General features: G+C 34.9%; 19 protein-coding genes. 15 read left to right on the top strand and 4 right to left on the bottom strand.

Annotated elements, in window-relative coordinates:
- The 7 genes from dxs to FS935_RS04375 form a co-directional block, all read left to right on the top strand.
- On the top strand, positions 1-1100 hold a 1100-nt coding region (dxs, locus tag FS935_RS04405; protein ID WP_146946290.1), incomplete at its 5' end, for a 1-deoxy-D-xylulose-5-phosphate synthase.
- The gene (locus FS935_RS04400) at positions 1097-1948 is read left to right on the top strand and encodes a TlyA family RNA methyltransferase (protein ID WP_146946289.1); all 852 of its coding nucleotides are present in this window, start codon (positions 1097-1099) and stop codon (positions 1946-1948) included. The genes dxs and FS935_RS04400, both read left to right, overlap by 4 nt.
- A 230-nt stretch (positions 1949-2178) precedes the next feature.
- Positions 2179-2628, top strand: coding sequence for a transcriptional regulator AhrC/ArgR (ahrC, locus tag FS935_RS04395; RefSeq protein ID WP_146946288.1), 450 nt, complete (start codon positions 2179-2181; stop codon positions 2626-2628).
- A 100-nt stretch (positions 2629-2728) separates the two neighbouring features.
- On the top strand, positions 2729-4429 hold the full coding sequence (gene recN, locus FS935_RS04390; protein WP_146946287.1) for a DNA repair protein RecN: 1701 nt from the start codon (positions 2729-2731) through the stop codon (positions 4427-4429).
- Between the two features lie 327 nt (positions 4430-4756).
- Positions 4757-6034: a SpoIVB peptidase gene (spoIVB, locus tag FS935_RS04385; protein WP_146946286.1), complete on the top strand. Its 1278-nt coding sequence runs from the start codon at positions 4757-4759 to the stop codon at positions 6032-6034.
- 313 nt (positions 6035-6347) lie between these two features.
- Entirely contained in the window at positions 6348-7136 is a 789-nt protein-coding gene (gene spo0A / locus FS935_RS04380; protein WP_146946285.1) for a sporulation transcription factor Spo0A, read from the top strand.
- A 257-nt stretch (positions 7137-7393) separates the two neighbouring features.
- Positions 7394-7897 (top strand): hypothetical protein, encoded by a 504-nt coding sequence (locus FS935_RS04375; RefSeq protein ID WP_146946284.1) that lies wholly within the window; start codon positions 7394-7396, stop codon positions 7895-7897.
- Between the two features lie 60 nt (positions 7898-7957).
- Here FS935_RS04375 and FS935_RS04370 read toward each other — a convergent pair whose 3' ends face one another.
- From FS935_RS04370 to FS935_RS04360, 3 genes are all read right to left on the bottom strand, one after another.
- On the bottom strand, positions 7958-8476 hold the full coding sequence (locus tag FS935_RS04370; protein WP_146946283.1) for a ferritin family protein: 519 nt from the start codon (positions 8474-8476) through the stop codon (positions 7958-7960).
- A gap of 180 nt (positions 8477-8656) precedes the next feature.
- Entirely contained in the window at positions 8657-9631 is a 975-nt protein-coding gene (locus FS935_RS04365) for a ketoacyl-ACP synthase III (protein ID WP_146946346.1), read from the bottom strand.
- A 561-nt stretch (positions 9632-10192) separates the two neighbouring features.
- Positions 10193-10345: a YycC family protein gene (locus FS935_RS04360; protein ID WP_146946282.1), complete on the bottom strand. Its 153-nt coding sequence runs from the start codon at positions 10343-10345 to the stop codon at positions 10193-10195.
- 50 nt (positions 10346-10395) lie between these two features.
- Between FS935_RS04360 and FS935_RS04355 the strand changes: the two genes are divergently transcribed.
- On the top strand, positions 10396-11130 hold the full coding sequence (locus FS935_RS04355; protein WP_146946281.1) for a glycerophosphodiester phosphodiesterase: 735 nt from the start codon (positions 10396-10398) through the stop codon (positions 11128-11130).
- Between the two features lie 69 nt (positions 11131-11199).
- On the opposite strand, the gene FS935_RS04350 is transcribed toward FS935_RS04355, so the two are convergent.
- Positions 11200-11436: a DUF2627 domain-containing protein gene (locus tag FS935_RS04350; protein WP_146946280.1), complete on the bottom strand. Its 237-nt coding sequence runs from the start codon at positions 11434-11436 to the stop codon at positions 11200-11202.
- A gap of 327 nt (positions 11437-11763) precedes the next feature.
- Between FS935_RS04350 and FS935_RS04345 the strand changes: the two genes are divergently transcribed.
- The 7 genes from FS935_RS04345 (at position 11764) to FS935_RS04315 (ending at position 21059) form a co-directional block, all read left to right on the top strand.
- Positions 11764-13836: a sigma-54 interaction domain-containing protein gene (locus FS935_RS04345; RefSeq protein WP_146946345.1), complete on the top strand. Its 2073-nt coding sequence runs from the start codon at positions 11764-11766 to the stop codon at positions 13834-13836.
- A 244-nt stretch (positions 13837-14080) separates the two neighbouring features.
- The gene (gene yqiS, locus FS935_RS04340) at positions 14081-14977 is read left to right on the top strand and encodes a phosphate butyryltransferase (RefSeq protein WP_146946279.1); all 897 of its coding nucleotides are present in this window, start codon (positions 14081-14083) and stop codon (positions 14975-14977) included.
- A gap of 22 nt (positions 14978-14999) precedes the next feature.
- Positions 15000-16097, top strand: coding sequence for a branched-chain amino acid dehydrogenase (bcd, locus tag FS935_RS04335; RefSeq protein ID WP_146946278.1), 1098 nt, complete (start codon positions 15000-15002; stop codon positions 16095-16097).
- Between the two features lie 125 nt (positions 16098-16222).
- Positions 16223-17332 (top strand): butyrate kinase, encoded by a 1110-nt coding sequence (gene buk / locus FS935_RS04330; protein WP_146946277.1) that lies wholly within the window; start codon positions 16223-16225, stop codon positions 17330-17332.
- Between the two features lie 209 nt (positions 17333-17541).
- Positions 17542-18966, top strand: a complete 1425-nt coding sequence (gene lpdA, locus FS935_RS04325) for a dihydrolipoyl dehydrogenase (protein ID WP_146946276.1) — start codon at positions 17542-17544, stop codon at positions 18964-18966.
- Between the two features lie 104 nt (positions 18967-19070).
- Positions 19071-20063 (top strand): thiamine pyrophosphate-dependent dehydrogenase E1 component subunit alpha, encoded by a 993-nt coding sequence (locus FS935_RS04320; RefSeq protein ID WP_146946275.1) that lies wholly within the window; start codon positions 19071-19073, stop codon positions 20061-20063.
- A gap of 12 nt (positions 20064-20075) precedes the next feature.
- On the top strand, positions 20076-21059 hold the full coding sequence (locus FS935_RS04315; RefSeq protein WP_146946274.1) for an alpha-ketoacid dehydrogenase subunit beta: 984 nt from the start codon (positions 20076-20078) through the stop codon (positions 21057-21059).
- Positions 21060-21086 lie beyond the last annotated feature (27 nt).

Here is a 21086-nt window from a genome sequence, read left to right as displayed (position 1 = left end):
AAACACCAGGCCCTGTATTACTACATGTCATTACAAAAAAAGGTAAAGGCTATCAACCTGCTGAAACCGATACGATTGGGACATGGCATGGAACAGGTCCTTATAAAATAGAAACAGGTGATTTTGTAAAGCCAACTGTAGTGGGACCAGCTTGGAGTAAGGTTGTGAGTGAAACGGTTCGAAAGCTGGCAAGAACGGATGAGCGTATTGTAGCAATTACACCTGCTATGCCTGTAGGCTCTAAACTAGAAGGATTTGCCCAGGAATTCCCTGATCGGATGTTTGATGTAGGAATTGCTGAGCAGCATGCAACAACTGTAGCAGCAGGTCTTGCTACACAAGACATGAAGCCGTTTTTAGCGATATATTCAACATTTCTTCAACGTGCATATGATCAAGTTGTACATGATATCTGTCGACAAAACTTAAATGTTTTTATAGGGATAGATCGATCAGGATTAGTTGGTGCAGATGGAGAAACACATCAAGGTGTTTTTGATATTGCTTTTTTAAGACATATTCCTAATATGGTTATTATGATGGCAAAAGACGAAAATGAAGGACAGCATCTTGTTAATACAGCATTAAAATATGATAATGGACCAATTGCTCTTAGATATGCTCGCGGTAATGGGATTGGAGTACAAATGGACGACGATCTTAAAGTGATTCCGATAGGCACATGGGAAGTGTTAAAAGAGGGTAATGATGCTGTCATTTTAACATTTGGAACAACAATAGAGATGGCAATGGAAGCGGCCAATCTATTATCTGAACAAGGTAAGTCCATTAGAGTTGTAAATGCTCGATTTATAAAACCTTTAGATGAAGATATGCTAAAAAATATTTTTGCTGAAGGAATCCCAATATTGACAATTGAAGAAGCAGTGTTACAAGGTGGATTTGGAAGTGCAGTGCTAGAATTCGCTCAACAGCAGCATGCAACATCAACAATTTCCAGAATCGGTATTCCGGATCGTTTTATTGAACATGGTAGTGTCTCAAAACTTTTAGAAGAAATAGGTATGACAACAGAAAACGTTGTAAAGGAATTAAAAGAAATGATGCCAGAACAAGAGAAAAAGGTTATGAGGTCATGAGTGGTAAAAAAGAAAGACTAGATATACTTTTGGTTGAAAACGGCTTATTTGAAACACGTGAAAAAGCTAAACGGGCTATTATGGCTGGCCAAATCTACGGAAATGAAGAACGGTTAGAAAAGCCAGGAGAAAAGGTTTCACGTGACCTCCATTTAACAGTAAAGGGCAAGACGTTACCATATGTAAGCCGTGGAGGACTAAAATTAGAAAAGGCATTGAAAGATTTTGATTTAATTGTTGATGAAAAAATTATGATTGATATCGGGTCATCTACAGGTGGTTTTACCGATTGTGCTTTACAAAATGGAGCTAAACTTTCTTATGCTTTAGATGTAGGCTATAATCAGCTTGCTTGGAAATTGCGACAAGATGAAAGAGTAGTTGTGATGGAACGAACAAATTTCCGTTATGTGAAACCCGAGGATTTTGAGAAAGGCATGCCAGAATTTGCTACTATTGATGTATCATTTATTTCACTAAAATTGATTTTTCCTGTGTTAAAAACAATTTTAGTACCTAATAGTGATATTGTTGCATTAGTTAAACCGCAGTTTGAAGCTGGTCGAGATTTTGTCGGGAAAAAAGGAATAGTTCGTGATCCTGAAGTACATGAGTATGTTTTAAAAGAGATACTCGATTTTGTCATAAAGGAAGGCTATCATATTGAAAATCTTTCCTACTCACCTATCACAGGAGGAGACGGAAATATTGAATTTCTTCTTCATCTACGTTGGAATGGTCCAACAGAAATGCAAGCTAATAACTTTTCAAAAACAGCTAAAAATATTGTGGAAGAAGCACATACACAATTAAAGGAAAATAAATTAGTTGAAAAACAAGAACTGTAGAAGTAAGACAGTTCTTGTTTTTTTTACGGAATAATCTGTATATTCATGCAAATAAATTATTTTACCGATTTATAATATATTTTAGTATAGTAGAATTTTTATGGTTTTTATGCAGTTTTAGCTGAGTTTTTTTCAATAAATCTGTACTTTTTAAGGGTTTTCATATAAGATGTAAGGTATAAACATGCAAAGATTGATTGTAATGCATCATTGCAAAAGGGGTGCTTAACGTGAATAAAGGACAAAGACATATAAAAATACGTGAAATTATTACTAATAATGATATTGAAACTCAAGATGAATTAGTTGATTTATTAAAGGGAATGGGCTTTAATGTAACACAAGCCACTGTTTCTAGGGATATCAAGGAATTACATTTAGTGAAAGTTCCGATGATTGATGGAAGGTATAAATACAGCTTACCAGCTGATCAACGCTTCAATCCACTACAAAAGCTAAAACGTGCGTTAATGGATGCGTTTGTTAAAATAGATTCTGCTGGTCATATGCTAGTAATGAAAACACTTCCTGGTAACGCAAATGCTATTGGTGCGTTAATCGATAACTTAGATTGGGATGAAGTACTCGGAACAATTTGTGGAGATGATACGATTTTAATTATTTGTCGAACTTCGAATGATACTGATTCCATAACACAGCGATTTTTAGACATGCTTTAAGCAGTTATATAGGTATGCTAAAAAATGAAGTAGTACTAATTTATATGCAAATATCAAATTCTTTTGCAGCTATAAAAATATATAAGAGGTGTGATTCTGTTTGTTAGCGGAATTATCAATTAAAAATTTTGCGATTATTGAGTCATTAACTGTTTCTTTTGAAAAGGGATTAACAGTATTAACGGGAGAGACTGGTGCAGGTAAATCCATTATTATTGACGCAGTCCATCTTTTAGCTGGGGCCAGAGGATCATCGGAGTTTGTGCGCTTTGGGGAAAAGCGTGCTGAACTAGAAGCGCTTTTCTTAATGGATGATGATAAACATCCTGTATACAATAAGTGTGACGAATTTGGTATTGATATAAGTGATGGTATGATCATTTTGCGTCGAGATTTATCGGCAACTGGAAAAAGTATTTGTCGCATTAATGGCAAATTAGTCACTATTGCTGTTTTGCGTGAGGTAGGTCAATATTTAGTTGATGTTCACGGTCAGCATGATAATCAGGAATTAATGAATGAAGAAAACCACATAAATCTACTTGACCAATATGGTGGTAAAAAAATTAAAACGGCTCTTGAGAATTATTTTGATGTTTATCGTAATTTTGATACATTACAAAAGAAAATCATACAGCTATCAGAAAATGAACAAGAAATGGCTCATCGTTTAGATCTTTTACAATTTCAGCTAGAAGAAATTGAGGGTGCGGAATTACAACCAAAAGAAGATGAGTTGCTTACAGAAGAAAAAAATCAAATCTCTAATTATGAAAAAGTGTATGAATCACTGCAAAATAGCTATAGTGCCTTACATGGAGAGCAAAGAGGATTAGATTGGGTAGGACATGCTATGAGTAATCTTGAGAATGTTGGTAGTATAAATAAAACATTACAAGATCTCTCGGAAACAATTTCAAATGCATATTACATGCTCGAGGACATTTCATATCAAGTAAGAAATGAATTGGAATCGTTAGAGTTTGATCCTGAACGCCTAAATTTTGTTGAAAGCAGATTAAACGAAATTAACACATTAAAACGGAAATATGGGCAATCTGTAGAAGAAATTTTAACGTATTCTGCCAAAATAGAAGAAGAAATTGATACGATAAAAAATAAAGATAGTCATTTATATAAGCTTCAAAAAGAATTAGATTCTATTCTTGAAGATTTATCGATTGAGGCGAAAAATGTAACAAGTATTCGCAAAAATTTTGCGGAAGTCTTAATAGATGAAATTCATCAAGAATTAAAAGAGCTTTATATGGAAAAAACTACTTTTGATGTGAATATTTCATTAAAACAAACATCTGGACAACAAGTAAAATATACAGCAAATGGTGCAGATGATGTAGAATTTTTCATATCAACAAATCCTGGAGAACCTTTGAAATCTTTGAGTAAAACAGCATCAGGTGGAGAGCTTTCTCGTATCATGCTTGCTATGAAAAGTATCTTTTCTCAGCATCAAGGGATAACCTCGATTATTTTTGATGAAGTTGATACTGGGGTTAGTGGACGTGTTGCTCAAGCAATTGCTGAAAAAATTTACCGTGTTTCAAATGGATCGCAGGTACTTTGCATCACTCATTTACCACAAGTTGCTGCAATGGCTGATACTCACTTATATATTGCGAAAGAAACCTCCTCTGGACGCACAAAAACAAGTGTAAAGCCATTAAAAGAAGAAGAAAAAATCAGAGAAATAGGTCGTATGATAGCAGGTGTAGAAGTGACAGAGTTATCTAAACAACATGCGAAAGAATTATTATCACTTGCTCATACATCAAAAGGATAAGAATTTCCACGAATCTAAGGTTAATTTGCAATTGTTAGGTTCTAAATCAAAAAGTCATCCATTTTTATGGATGACTTTTTTGAATTCTATAAAACACATAGCAAAAACTACATTTTTTAAAAAAGCAATTTTATTCAGTGTCTTATGGATAAACTAACATTATTGATTTCTCGTCATGATCTCCTAATTCTTACAACAAATCCTTTAAATTTCTACTTATTCAAGTTATAAATAAGCACCGAAAAGGCTACATTAAAACTGTAGCCATATATAAACTTATGGTGTGGGTAGGAGCGAGGAGAGTGAAGGTTTTTGCAGACAGATAAAATGAGAAAAATAATTGGTGTACTTCTCCTTGTTTTATTTACAAGTTTAGGTTTTGTTAAAGAAGTTAGGGAATACGTTCAAATACCAAATCAATTAAAAGTATTTGAAACGCAAAATGTAACAGTACAAAGTTCATTTCCGGTAATTGCTTCACAAGATTCAGCAGAAGCATTTACAGTTCAAAAAAATAGTGATGGTCAAACTCTTGACGTAAAAGGAAAAAAAGCAGGCGAAGGAGAAGTGGTTTTCGACCTTGCAGGTTTTCCTGTGAAAAAAGTTGGTGTTGATGTTTTACCTGATTTTAAAGTAATTCCAGGTGGACAATCCATTGGTGTAAAACTAAATAGTCTTGGCGTATTGGTGGTAGGACACCACCAAATCAATACAGCAGAAGGTAAGAAGTCACCAGGAGAAATTGCGGGGGTAGAAGTTGGTGATATCATCACTAACATTAATGGAACAAAGATTGAACAAATGAGTGATGTGACACCGTACATTCAAGATGCTGGAAAAACAGGAAAGCCACTTGATTTAGTACTAAAAAGAGAAGATGAAGAAATTAAAACAAAGCTATATCCTCTAAAAGATGAAAATGATCGATCCTTTAGAATTGGTTTGTATATTAGGGATTCAGCAGCTGGTATTGGGACGATGACTTTTTATGATCCTAAATCAAAGAAATATGGAGCTTTAGGTCATGTTATATCTGATATGGACACAAAAAAGCCAATTGTTGTTGAGGATGGGCAAATTGTAAGATCAACAGTAACCTCGATCGAAAAAGGAAGTAATGGAAATCCAGGTGAAAAACTAGCAAGATTTTCTGGAGACCGAAAAATTATTGGCAATATAACAAGAAATAGTGCTTTCGGAATTTTCGGTGAGCTTAATCAGGACATGAATAATGGCGTAATGGACAAAGCTATGCCGATCGCTTTATCGAATGAAGTAAAAGAAGGACCAGCTAAAATTTTAACTGTTGTTGACAATGATAAGGTAGAAGAATTTGAAGTGGAAGTTGTTAGCTCGGTTCCACAAAAGTTTCCTGCAACTAAAGGTATGGTTATAAAAATCACAGATAAAAGACTCTTGGACAAAACAGGTGGAATTGTTCAAGGGATGAGTGGTAGCCCGATCATTCAAAACGGAAAAGTAATTGGTGCAGTCACACATGTATTTGTTAATGATCCTACTTCAGGATATGGTGTTCATATCGAATGGATGTTAAATGAAGCTGGAATCGATATCTACTCTAAACAACAACAAAAAGTAAGTTAAAATAAAAACTGTCAAGAAAATTCTGTTTTCTTGACAGTTTTTATTATTTTTAGCTTTCCATTTAATGAAGTGTTAGGTACAATATAAGAAAGAAAAGATTTTTCGACAAAACGCATTTAATATAAAAGTCAAATGGTGTATTTAGTCGAATTTAGGAGTAAAATGGAGAAAAACTATCTTTTCCTCCATTTTTCAAAGTTTTTTTAAAAAATTAAAGGAATCTTTGAAGAAATGTCGAAATTGTTAACGTAATCGTATATATAATAGATATATAAATGCATACGTGCTAATCAGGACAGAGGAGGAAATTTTTGTGAATAAAATTAAAGTTTGTATTGTAGATGATAATCGAGAACTCGTAGGTTTACTTGAGGAATACTTATCAAGTCAAGAAGATATGGAAGTTCTTGGTGTAGCATATAATGGGCAAGAATGCTTAACTATGTTAAAGGAAAAAGATCCAGACGTTTTAGTATTGGATATTATTATGCCACATCTTGATGGTTTAGGTGTTTTAGAAAAAATAAGACAAATCGATCGTCCACAGCCAAATGTTATTATGTTAACTGCGTTCGGACAAGAAGATGTAACAAAAAAGGCTGTTGATCTTGGAGCTGCTTATTTCATTCTTAAACCGTTTGATATGGAAGGCCTAGCTAGTCATATTCGTCAAGTTAGTGGAAATGCAGCACCTATCATTAAAAGAGCTAACTCAAGTATGAGAACAAATGAAACGCCAACTAAAGGAAGAAATCTTGACGCTAATATTACAAGTATTATTCATGAAATTGGAGTTCCGGCTCATATTAAAGGATACTTATACTTACGAGAAGCGATTTCTATGGTATACAACGATATCGAATTATTAGGTTCTATTACAAAAGTGTTATACCCAGACATTGCAAAAAAATATAATACAACAGCATCACGTGTAGAACGTGCAATCCGTCATGCAATTGAAGTTGCCTGGAGTCGTGGGAATATCGATTCAATTTCAACGTTATTCGGCTACACAGTAAGCATGACGAAAGCAAAACCAACGAACAGTGAGTTTATTGCGATGGTGGCAGATAAGCTACGTTTGGAACATAAAGCTAGCTGAACTGACTAGTATTATCATGAATAGAAATAGGCGCTAACTTGTATTTTTTGGATCACTGCAGCAGTGACCGGCGAATACAAGTTAGTGACTGACTAATTTAAAAACCTCTAAGTTTAGATGAACAATTAAACTTAGAGGTTTTTCATGTTGATAATTCACTATCTATCGAATTTTTTATTGTAAGGATTTGTATTTATTGATATATTATTCAAGGAGATATATGGAATATATAAAACGTAAAAGAGGGTTAGAGAGAAATGAACAAAGCTAATGTAATTTTAATATTATTAATCTCTATACTGATTGTTGGATGTCAAAATTCCGCAGAAGTAGTTACTGGAGAAGTGAGTGAGAAATTAGAATATGGTGAAAGTTGGTTAACGGTAACCGGAACAGAAATAAAGGATAAACTAGTAATCGTTGAAAATGGTGAAGAAATGGATTTAACATTTGAAGAAGGACATAAAGCTATATTAATAGATACTTCATTACATGCTGGAGATATTGAACTTGATCATACAAATTTTTCGATAGAAAGTGAAGGAGAAGCTGATATAACTCCTTATGAAGCTTTACCATCGAATGAGGACTTTGAATATCTTGAAAAAGATAGAGTGATTAATTTTAATAAATCATCTACAGGTACATTAGAAGGTAACCTATTGTTTTCTTTTAGTGAAGAAGAAATTAAGAATAATAAAAATACATTAGTGGTGGAATTTGAGGGTGTAGAATTTAGAGTTCCATTAAAGCTCAATTGACTTGTTGATTTTTAACTGCGTAAGGGATAATTGAAATATAAAGGAACAAACTCTCTATCTTTAATGTAGAGAGTTTGTTTGATTATATTCTAACTTTTTAAAGTGATTATAAGAATCCATTTTTAATTCAGAAAATGTTGTTAGTACATCCTCAGGAAATACTTTTATTGACTGAAGCTTGCTATACATCGAGATAGTGTCCAATTCTTTCTTTGTTGCTTGAGAAAATGCTTTCTCGAGTGTTTTGGGTTTAGTTGTAAATTTTTTAGCTATATCCGTTGGTACATCAATATTGTATTTTTTGAATAGTGATAGGAGTTTATTTATATGGTGTTTCTCCGCGACCTTATTCTGTACAAAAGGACGAATAGCACCGAATTCTTCAATATATACATCATAGTTCGCTTGAGATAAATATTCGTCTTCCAGTGAATAAGTTAGTGCTTTGACTAGTGATAGGTGGTGCTCTTTAAGAACACCGTTTGCCCCATAAAAATCTGGGGTTTTTGCAAAGGCTTCGTTTATGGTAGAAAAAGCAAACACAAGGAACAGAATAGAAGCTATAAGTATTTTGTTCACATATTTCACTCCTATAGAAAAATACATTTTTTATCTAGTGTTTCCTATAGCTAATTGTTATATGTAAAAATGATTAGAAACTTCACAAGAAAAAATGAACTATAAGAGAGTGTAGATCCAATTTATTGTTTTTACAAAGGTAAAGTTGCAAATAAGTTAATGTGAAGAAATTGATTTAACTTATCCCCATTCAATTAAATGTCCGCATTGTGTAAGACCCCCACCAAATCCGTACAATAACAAACGATCTCCCGCTTTTACCTTTCCGTCTTTAATTCCAAGGTCTAGAGCTAAAGGGATAGAAGCTGCCGATGTGTTACCGAACTTTTCCATACTGTATAACGTTTTGTCTATACTATATTTTGCTTTAGTGCAAATCGATTCAACCATTCTTAGATTTGCGCTATGGGGAATAAACCAGTCTACATCATCTAATGTATATGGAGTCATTTCCATTACTGAAATCATACCTTTGGGAACAGTGGATACCGCCCATTTATATACTTCTCGTCCATTTTGAACAAGTTGACGCTTATGTTGAAGTTCTTCACCAAACATCGAACTTGATAAATTTGTTCCATATAAATGGTGTGCCTTCTCTCCTTCAGAAGTAACGAGTGAAGATAGAAATCCTCCTTTTTCACTGTATTCAACAAGAACTGCTCCAGCTCCATCTCCGAATAAAATACAAGTTGCTCTATCTGTGAAATCGATAATTTTTGATAATGTTTCGGTACCTATGACAAGGATCTTTCTATGTAATCCACTAGTAATTAAGCTATTTGCCATATGTAATCCATAAGTAAATCCTGCACAAGCTGCATTAAGATCGATAGCACCAGCATTTTTTATACCTAGTTTACCTTGAATATATGAAGCTACACTTGGTGTTTGATAGTCAGGTGTTAGTGTTGTAACAATAATCATGTCAACATCACTAATGTCTTTATCAAAACGTTTTGTTAAATCATTAATTGCTTTTAAAGACAAGTCACTTGAATATTCGTCAACACCTGCAATTCTTCGCTCTTTAATACCAGTTCTTTTTGTGATCCATTCATCATTTGTGTTTACAAGTTCTTCAAGGTCATCATTAGTCATTACGTTATTTGGAACATAACTTCCTATAGCGGTAATACGAGCTTTTGAATTCATGTATGTACACCTCTTATTTTGGATGTTTTGATATTTACTTGTTTTAATAAATTGTGGGTAAGTAACGTCATCATTCCATTCCTCTTTAAACACAGTTTTTGCCGGGAGAAAGTCAAGTGTCTTTTTCTCCATTTCACTAAAATGAATTTAGAGCATCAATCTTCTAAAAAACAGTTATATTTTATAACCTAATAATAACATCTTATTTTAGTACTTGGTACTAAAAAAATGTTTTTTTATTCATTTCAGGCAATGTTAAAGTAGAGGTTGTTCTTGCAATTTGTTTATTGTAAAAAAAGACACATGATTAGTAAGTATTTAAAGGGAATGTAACAATGTGAAAGTAGATAAGAAAAGTGAGATATAAGAGTATAATAGCATTATGTTTTAACGATAAAAATTAAGGTGAAAGAAAAGTATTTCTAAAGAATGGTGGTAAATAATCAATTATATGTTTTACGCCTATAGAAAAGTAATATAATGAAAAGGGTGAGCGATGTAGAAAAGAAGCTTGTTTTAAATGGCAGAAATGTTTTCGTGAAAGAAAAAGAAGAACTGTTTTCAGTCCTTCTTGTCGTTTTCTTCCTTTGTGTTAAGCTCGGCTAGTTTGGCAAGTAATATATGCTGAGGCATATGCATGACCTGTTCTAGTGGGATGTTTAGTGATTTTGCAAGCTTTTGTGCTGTATCAGCAGATATTTGTAATGGTCTCATTTTACATTCCTCCTAATTCTATTTTACACGAAAAGAAGGTGCATACAAGAATGACATTAATTTTTGGTCATAGAGGTGCTGCAGGAACGTTTCCGGAGAATACAATGCTTTCATTTGATGCGGCTATTCAAGCAGGGGCTCATGGAATTGAGTTAGATGTGCAAATGACGAATGATGGAGTGATTGTTGTCATTCATGATGAAACAGTCGATCGTACAACTAATGGCAAAGGGTTTATTAAAGATTTGGATTATAAAGAAATAACAATGTTAGACGCAAGCGATTCTTTTCCACAGTTTAGTGGCAAAGCTCGTATACCTACACTTGAAGAAGTATTAGCATGGGCAGTTACGAATCCATCTATATTGGTGAACATTGAATTAAAAAATGGGATTATTGAGTATCCTGAATTGGAAGAAAAAACGATCGAATTAATTTCGGAATATAAGCTAGAAGATAGAGTAATACTTTCATCTTTTAATCATTACAGTTTAGTAAAATGTAAATCTATTTCAAATAACATCAAAACAGCTATTTTATATATGGAGGGCTTATATAAGCCGTGGGAATATGCGCAAAGTATTGGCGCACAAGGTTTGCATCCATATTTTCATGCTGCCAAAAGTCCAATAGTTTATGAAGCGCAGTCTTGTGGAATCGATGTAAGACCTTTTACGGTAAATGATCCATTGGTGATGAAACAAATGTTCAGTGATAGTGTAGCAGCTATTATTACTGACTTTCCTGAGCGTGCAATAGAATTGTATAACGATAAAAAAGAGTGAGCTAAAATTTATAGCTCACTCTTTTTGCTTTCGTATTTATAGATGTTAGTGAAAATTGCTAAATTAACCTTATTTTCTCGCGAATCTTTTCTGTACCTTATTTCTTTTACGATCACGATAGAAAATAAAGCCAGCTACAAAACTCAAGCCTCCTAAAAATAATAAAAGACCTATAATAAACTGTAACCATAAAAACGGTATAGGCGGCTGAAGTAAGCCGAATGTCATATCACGCATAAGTTTAATTCCATATACAGCTAAAATTCCAGGAATCACCATAATGATTAATGCAATTATTCTAGACATACAAAAGTCCTTTCTTTATCATCAAGGCTCTTTTCTGAATGATTGTTACTAATTGACTTCTTTATCTGTTAGAATCAGTTTTCTATTCGATAAAGAGTACAATCTGCAGAAGAAAAGATGCCACTAGTATTTATTCAGAGTTGTTTCCAATAGGATTATATAAACAACAAAATATACGAAAACAGCCATCATCCATATTAATTGTCTGTTTCTATTACCTGTTTGTCAAGTGTTATTCGATAGGCTATGATATAGGTATGCAAAAAATTGCAGTGTCTAACAATGGGGTGGAAAGTAACAAGTTTATTTAGAAGGGGATATGAGAATATGCAACAAGTGATGATTGTAGGAGCGGGTAAAGGTGGAACAGCACTATTAAAAAGAATTGTAGAAACTAACATTATGCATGTTATTGCTGTAGTTGATATAAATGAGAGAGCACCAGGATTAGAATATGCAAAAAAATTAGGTATAAACATAGGTTCTAATTGGAAAACGATGATGAATGAGAAGATAAGTATTATTATTGAAGCGACAGGTAATGAAGAGGTTATGCAAGAGTTGCATAGAGATGTAGCTCAAGGTGTTGTGATTATTCCTGGCTCAGTAGCTTATATTATTTCTGAACTAGTTGATGAAAAAGAAGTTTTGATTGCAAGACTTAAAGAGGAAGCATATAAGCAACAAACAATATTGAATTCAACAAATGATGGAATGATTGTTATTGATACGAACGAAAAAATTATCCTTTTCAATAAAACAGCTGAGAAAATCACGGGTTTTTCCAGAAAAGCTGCGCTAGGTATGAATATAAATGATGTGGTACCCTCCAGCATGCTTTCAAGAACATTAAAAACAAGAGAGCTTGAAACAAATCAAGAACAAGTATTAGAAAATGGTTTAAAGATCATTACAACTAGAATTCCAATGATAGATGAATCGGGTAATTTACTTGGAGCGTTATCTTTGTTTAAGGATATTACTGAAGTTGTTAATTTAGCAGAAGAAGTGACGAATTTAAAGGAAATTCAAGTTATGCTTGAGGCGATTATTCAATCTTCAGAGGAAGCAATTTCTGTAGTTGATGAAGAAGGGCATGGGATTCTTATTAATCGAGCTTATACCAAGATGACCGGATTAACAGAGGAACAGGTTATTGGAAAGCCGGCGACTGCGGATATATCTGAAGGTGAAAGTATGCATATGCAGGTACTGAAAACAAGACGTGCTGTTAGAGGAGCTAGAATGAAGGTTGGTCCTTCAAAAAAAGATGTGATTGTTAATGTAGCGCCAGTAATTGTGAATGGTAAGCTAAAAGGTAGTGTTGGTGTTATACATGATATGTCTGAAATTCAAACATTAACAACTGAGCTAAATCGAGCTAGGCAAATTATCCGTACTTTAGAAGCGAAATATACCTTTGAAGATATTATAGGTATAAGTGAAGAAATTAAAATGTCTATAGAGCAAGCGAAACTTGGAGCGAAAACACCTGCTACTGTTTTATTAAGAGGTGAATCTGGGACAGGTAAAGAGCTTTTTGCACATGCTATACATAACGCAAGTGATCGAAAGTATAACAAATTTATCCGAGTTAATTGTGCTGCAATCTCAGAAAATTTACTTGAAAGTGAGCTATTTGGTTACGAGGAAGGAGCTTTTTCTGGAGCGAAGCGCGGAGGGAAACGAGGATTTTTTGAAGAAGCGAATAATGGTAGTATTTTTTTAGATGAAATTGGTGAATTATCGGCTAACATGCAAGCGAAGCTATTAAGAGTTCTGCAAGAGAATGAAATTGTAAGAGTTGGAGGAACCAAGCCAATTGCTGTTAATGTTCGAGTAATTGCTGCCACAAATGTCAATATTGAAAAGGCGATGTCTGAAGGAGATTTTCGGGAAGATCTTTACTATCGTTTGAATAGATACCCAATTTCAATACCTCCTCTAAGAGACCGTAAAGGAGATATTCCAGCTTTATGTGAAAGGTTAGTCGGGAAATTAAATCAAGATTATGGAAGGAATATTGAGTGTGTAAATGCAAAAGCACTTAAACTTCTACTGCAATATGATTGGCCAGGTAATGTTCGTGAGCTTGAGAATATCCTTGGTAGGGCTATTATATTTATGGAACATCACGAAATTGAAATTGATGGAAAGCATATTCCGATGCTGCAGCTTTCATCTAAAGAAAGAAAAGCACAAGAAACTGGACGTTTTGTTCATAATAATGAAGAGACGCTTTCTGAGGTTGTTGAAAGAGTGGAAGCAGAAGTAGTTAAAAACTCATTAGAGCTTCATGAATATAATCGAACAAAAACCGCAAAAGCACTGGGGATTTCTTTAAGGAGTTTATATTATAAGATGGAAAAGTATAACCTTGCAAATAATAGCATGCAATAAAATTCATAGTTTGCAAAAAGGTGCATGATCGGTATATGATATAAAGGAACTTATAAAAAACTATTAGTGTGCTCTAAATACATAATTCTTAAAAAGTGCAGAAAGATCGCCTTAAATATAAGGAAAAAGGACAAGTTAGATATATCGATAAAAAAATATTTCGAAAAAGGATTTATTGGCACGATTATTGCATTAAAGATAATAGATGCAGATGAAAACATTAGTGGAAGGATTTGAAGATTAAATGAATTTAGATGATCTGCTAATAGAAGCTGCAAAATTAAGAGGTAATACTGTAGCAGTTGCTTCTGCAGAGGATGAAGAAGTGATAGAAGCTGTGGCTGAAGCTATTAATCGAGACTTAGCACAATTCTTGCTTTTTGGAAATAAAGAGGAAATTGAAGAGTTATTAGTGAAAAAGGGTTGTAACAAGGACTATGTAAAGGTTATTCACACAAGATCTAAGGAACAAGCATCTCAACAGGCCGTTAAAGCCGTTTTTGAAAATGAAGCATCAGTTTTAATGAAAGGTCATGTTCCGACCTCAACTTTATTAAAAGCTGTATTAAATAAGGAATATGGACTTAGAATGGGAAAAGTGTTATCTCATGTTGCAGTTTTTGAAGTCCCGAATTTCTCAAAATTAACAATAGTGACAGATGCAGCCATGAATATCGCTCCAGATCTAAGTCAAAAAGAGCAAATTATAAACAACTCGGTTGAAGTTGCAAGAGCAATAGGCATTGATCAGCCTAAAGTTGCTGCTATTACAGCTGTTGAGACCATTAATCAATCAATGCAAGCAACAATTGATGCTGCTGCCTTAACCATAATGAATAAAAGAGGTCAAATTAAAAATTGCCTTATTGATGGACCGTTGGCACTTGATAATGCAATATCTTTAGATGCAGCTGAATTAAAAGGAATTAGCAGTCCTGTAGCAGGTCAAGCAGATATTTTATTAGTTCCTTCTATTGAAACAGGAAATGTTCTATATAAATCACTCATCTATTTTGCTAAAGCAAAAGTAGGCGCGGTTATTGCTGGGGCTAAAGCTCCAATAGTTTTAACAAGTCGATCGGATACTTCAGAAAGTAAATTATATTCTTTAGCATTAGCATTATGTTCTACTGAAAAGTGAGAAAATTAGGAGGAAATACAACATGGAAATCTTCAAATATATGGAACGGTATGATTATGAGCAACTAGTTTTTTGTCAAGATAAACAATCAGGGTTAAAGGCAATTATTGCCATTCATGATACGACACTAGGACCTGCATTAGGTGGAACTCGTATGTGGACATATAATTCAGAAGAAGAAGCAATTGAAGATGCTCTTCGTTTAGCGCGTGGAATGACTTATAAAAATGCAGCGGCAGGTTTAAATCTTGGTGGTGGCAAAACAGTTATTATTGGAGACCCTAGAAAAGATAAAAATGAAGAGTTATTCCGCGCTTTTGGACGATATATTCAAGGATTAAATGGACGTTACATAACAGCTGAGGATGTTGGCACAACTGTTGCAGATATGGATCTGATTCATGAAGAAACAGATTATGTTACAGGAATTTCACCTGCATTTGGTTCATCTGGTAACCCGTCACCTGTTACAGCTTATGGTGTATATCGTGGAATGAAAGCTGCGGCAAAAGAGGCATTTGGCACAGATTCACTCGAAGGGAAAGTTGTTGCTGTTCAAGGTGTTGGAAATGTTGCATACAACTTGTGTAAACATCTTCATGAAGAAGGAGCACAATTAATTGTTACTGATATTAATAAAGATGCAGTGCGTCGAGCGGTTGAAGACTTTGATGCAAAAGCTGTAGAACCTAATGATATCTATTCTGTCGAATGTGATATTTATGCTCCTTGTGCACTTGGAGCAACAATAAACGATGTGACTATTCCACAACTGAAAGCAAGTGTTATTGCTGGTGCTGCTAATAATCAATTAAAAGATACACAGCATGGAGATCTAATTCATGAAATGGGGATTGTTTATGCTCCTGATTATGTGATCAATGCTGGTGGAGTTATAAATGTAGCAGACGAATTATATGGTTATAATAGTGAGCGAGCTTTAAAAAAGGTAGAAGGTATTTATAGTAATATTGAGCGTGTTATTGAGATTGCAAAACGCGACAATATTCCAACATATGTAGCTGCTGATCGTTTAGCTGAAGAAAGAATTGCGCGTATGAGAAATTCACGAAGTCAGTTCCTTCAGAATGGTCATCATATTTTAAGTCGTAAGTCATAGTAGCATTTACGCATTTACTGGAGTTAGGAGGAGGAATCTCTTAACTCCAATTTCACATTAAGATAGATAAGGGTGATAAACCCGAAATGGGAAAGGAAATCTCACTTTATACGGAGGTTTAAACGTTGCAAGTAAATGAATATCGAATCCTTGTTATTAATCCAGGTTCCACATCAACGAAAATAGGTGTCTTTGATAATGAAAGATCTATGTTTGAGAAAACACTTAGACATGATACAGAGAAGATTAATAAGTTTTCAAGCATTATCGATCAATATGAATTTAGAAAGCAAACGATTCTTGAAACACTTGATGAAGAAGGCATTAATATTTCCAAACTAAATGCTGTTTGTGGACGTGGAGGATTATTGCGTCCGATAGAAGGTGGCACGTATACGGTAAATGATCAAATGCTAGAAGACTTAAGAAACGGATTTGCAGGGCAGCATGCATCAAATTTAGGTGGAATTATTGCTTTTGAGATTGCAAATGGATTAAATATTCCTGCTTATATAGTGGATCCAGTTGTGGTTGATGAAATGCATGAAATAGCAAAAGTATCAGGAGTTCCAGCAATTGAAAGAAGAAGTATCTTTCATGCATTAAACCAAAAGGCAGTTGCGCGACGAGTTGCTGCAGATCATCGTCGCAAATATGAAGAAATGAACCTTATTATTACACATATGGGTGGAGGTATAACTATAGGAGCTCATAAGCAGGGACGTGTAATTGATGTGAATAATGGTCTTCATGGTGATGGACCATTTAGCCCAGAGCGTGCAGGTACAGTTCCTGCCGGGGATTTGGTTTCAATGTGCTACTCAGGTGATTTCTTTCGTGAAGAAATGATGAAGAAGCTTGTAGGTCAAGGTGGTCTTGTTGGCTATTTAGGAACGAATGATGCAGTTAAAGTAGAAAAGATGGTAGAGGCGGGGAATCCAGAAGCGACACTCATTTACTCTGCAATGGCTTATCAAATTGCGAAGGAAATAGGATCTGCTAGTGCTGTTTTAAAAGGTAAAGTAGATGCTATCGTCTTAACCGGTGGTTTAGCTTACGGTAAGAAATTTGTAAAAGAAATTTCTTCTTATATAGATTGGATTGCTGATGTATTAGTATTTCCTGGTGAAAATGAACTTCAAGCATTAGCAGAGGGTGCTTTACGCGTTTTATTAGGAGAAGAAGAAGCAAAAGATTATCCTAATGAAAAGATGACCTCGAAAATTTTTAATTAAGGCTCTTTTCTGAAGGATTGTTGCTGATTAACCTAATTTCCAGTAGTAACAATGGTTTTATCATAATATATAAGGTACTTATTCTAAGAAGAAAAGATGCCACTAGACTTTATACAGTGCTGTTTTCTTCATATGTTAAAAGCGACAAAGTTTACGAAAACAGCCTTAATTAATGTTGAGGAAGATTCGTTTAAAGGAGGCTTTCGAAAATGGCTACTGAATACGATCTCGTTATTCTTGGTGGAGGAACTGGTGGTTATGTAGCGGCTATTCGTGCATCACAGCTAGGACTTAAAACAGCAGTAGTAGAAAAAAGTAAGTTAGGTGGAACATGCCTTCATAAGGGGTGCATTCCAAGTAAGGCGTTACTGAGAAGTGCTGAGGTTTTTGCAACAACTAAAAAAAGTGAAGATTTTGGTGTTGAAACTGCTGAAGTAAAGCTTAATTTTCTTAAAGTTCAACAACGAAAACAATCGATTATCGAACAATTACATAGTGGTGTGCAACACTTAATGAAGAAAGGCAATATTGATATTTATGAGGGAATTGGCCGGATATTAGGTCCTTCTATCTTCTCTCCTATGTCAGGTACGATTTCTGTTGAAATGAATAATGGAGAAGAAAACGAGATGTTGATTCCAAAAAATGTTATTGTTGCAACTGGCTCACGTCCAAGGAGCCTTCAGGGACTAGACATTGATGGAGAATTGGTCCTAACTTCAGATGAAGCACTAGATTTAGAAAGTTTGCCAAAATCAATTATTATCGTTGGTGGTGGTGTTATTGGAATTGAGTGGGCATCTATGTTATCTGATTTTGATGTAGAAGTAACCGTATTAGAATATTCTGATCGAATTCTTCCTACAGAAGATAAAGAGATCGCAAATGAAATGAAGAAATTAATGACGAAAAAAGGTATTAAGATTATTACAGATGCAAAGGTATTACCTGAAACTCTTGTCAAGCATGAAAATTCAGTAACGATTCAAGCAGAATTGAATAATGAGAAACCATCTTTTTCTGCGGACCGAATTTTAGTTTCAGTTGGACGCTTACCTAATATAGAAGGTATTGGTATTGAAAACACTGATATCAAAATAGAAAAGGGCTATATTGATACAAATAAATATTACCAAACAAAAGAATCACATATTTACGCAATTGGCGATGTGATTGGCGGTTTACAACTTGCACATGTAGCTTCACATGAGGGAATTGTAGCAGTGGAGCATATAGCAAATCAAAAACCTCTTCCAATTGATGAATCACTAATTTCGAAATGTATCTACAGTTCGCCTGAAATTGCGAGTGTGGGTTACACAGAGGAAGAAGCTAAGGAGAAAAACTTTAAAGTAAAAGTTGGTAAATTTCCATTTAGTGCAATCGGTAAGGCTCTTGTTTTTGGAGAAACAGAAGGGTTTGTAAAAATTGTCGTAGATGAGGACACAGAGGATGTATTAGGTGTTCATATGATTGGTCCTCATGTTACTGATATGATTTCAGAAGCAGGTCTTGCTAAAGTCTTAGATGCAACACCTTGGGAGATATCTCATACTATTCATCCACATCCTACATTATCTGAGGCAATTGGTGAAGCAGCACTTGCCGTATATGGGAAAGCGATTCATTATTGAATCGTTTAGATCAATGCTAGTAAATAAAATGATAATTTATATATTAGTGTCTAGCTCTAGGCTAACCAAGGCGCTTGCGCTTTTCTTATTAAGGAGGGATTAACATGACAGAGAATCGTCATATTTCACTAAATTTAACAAATGAAGATGTGCTTAGCATGTATGAAACAATGTTGTTGGCTAGGAAAATAGATGAGCGTATGTGGTTGTTAAATCGTTCAGGAAAGATTCCTTTTGTTATTTCGTGTCAAGGACAGGAAGCAGCACAAGTTGGAGCTGCCTTTGCTTTAGATCGTAAAGAAGATTATGTGCTTCCTTATTACCGTGATATGGGTGTTGTGTTAGCATTTGGAATGACAGCAAAAGAGTTAATGCTATCAGCTTTTGCTAAAGCGGAGGACCCTAACTCAGGGGGACGTCAAATGCCGGGGCATTTCGGACAGAAGAAAAATAGAATCGTAACAGGCTCTTCACCTGTTACAACTCAAGTACCACATGCAGTAGGGATTGCTTTAGCAGGTAGAATGCAGAAAAAAGATCTTGTTACCTTTGTTACGTTTGGAGAAGGTTCGTCAAATCAAGGTGACTTTCATGAAGGTGCAAATTTTGCTGCAGTTCATAAGCTTCCAGTTATTTTTATGTGTGAAAATAACAAATACGCAATATCTGTTCCGTATGAAATGCAGGTAGCTTGTGAGAAAATTTCCGATCGAGCAATTGGATATGGTATGCCAGGAGAAACAGTTGATGGGAATGATCCGCTTGAAGTGTATCGTGCTGTGAAGGATGCTAGAGATCGAGGTCGTCGTGGAGAAGGACCTACATTAATAGAAGCGATTTCTTACCGATTAACTCCACATTCTAGTGATGATGATGATCGTAGCTATCGTGAACAAGATGAGGTAGCTGAAGCTAAGAAAAATGATCCTGTCCTTAAGTTTGCTAGTTATTTAAAAGACTTAAATATCTTAACAGAAGAGATAGAGAAAGAAATTGTTGAACGAATTGTGAAATTGGTAAATGACGCAACAGAATATGCAGAAGCGGCGCCATATGCCGATCCAGAGCATGCCTTAAAATATGTCTATGCAGAGTAAGGGGGAACTAAAATGCCGATAATTTCATATATTGACGCTATTACTATGGCGATGAGAGAAGAAATGGAACGAGACGAGAAAGTTTTTGTGCTTGGAGAAGATGTTGGTAGAAAAGGTGGAGTTTTTAAAGCTACTGCAGGCTTGTATGATAGATTCGGGGAAGAACGAGTGATAGATACACCACTAGCAGAGTCTGCGATTGCTGGAGTTGGTATTGGTGCAGCTATGTATGGGATGAGACCTATAGCAGAAATGCAATTTGCTGATTTTATTATGCCTGCTATAAATCAAATTATTTCAGAAGCGGCTAAAATAAGATACCGCTCAAATAATGATTGGAGCTGTCCAATTACGATTCGTGCTCCATTTGGTGGTGGAGTTCATGGAGCTTTGTACCATTCTCAATCTGTGGAAGCAATATTTGCTAATCAACCAGGCTTGAAAATTGTTATTCCGTCAACACCTTATGATGCAAAAGGCTTACTGAAAGCAGCTATACGTGATGAAGATCCAGTTTTATATTTTGAACACAAACGCGCATACCGTCTAATTAAAGGAGAAGTTCCTGATGATGACTATGTACTGCCAATAGGAAAAGCCGATGTAAAGCGTGAAGGAGAAGACATCACTGTCATAACTTACGGGCTATGTGTTCACTTTGCTTTACAAGCAGCAGAAAGATTAGCTCAGGATGGAATTTCTGTTCATGTGTTAGATCTAAGAACGATTTATCCACTAGATAAGGAAGCAATCATCGAAGCAGCTTCTAAAACAGGAAAGGTGTTACTTGTAACTGAGGATACTAAAGAAGGAAGTATTATCGGAGAAGTTTCTGCCATTATAGCTGAGAACTGCTTATTTGACTTGGATGCACCTATTATGAGGCTTGGAGGTCCGGATGTTCCAGCTATGCCTTATGCACCAACTATGGAGAAGTTTTTCATGCTTAACCCAGATAAAGTAGAAGCAGCATTAAGAAAGCTTGCTGAATTTTAATATCGTAGTTTACAAGAATAGCCTTTA

Source organism: Metabacillus litoralis, assembly GCF_007994985.1.
Taxonomy (GTDB): Bacteria; Bacillota; Bacilli; order Bacillales; family Bacillaceae; genus Metabacillus; species Metabacillus litoralis.
Note: the sequence above shows the minus strand (reverse complement) of the source record. Positions and strands in the feature narration are given on the sequence as shown.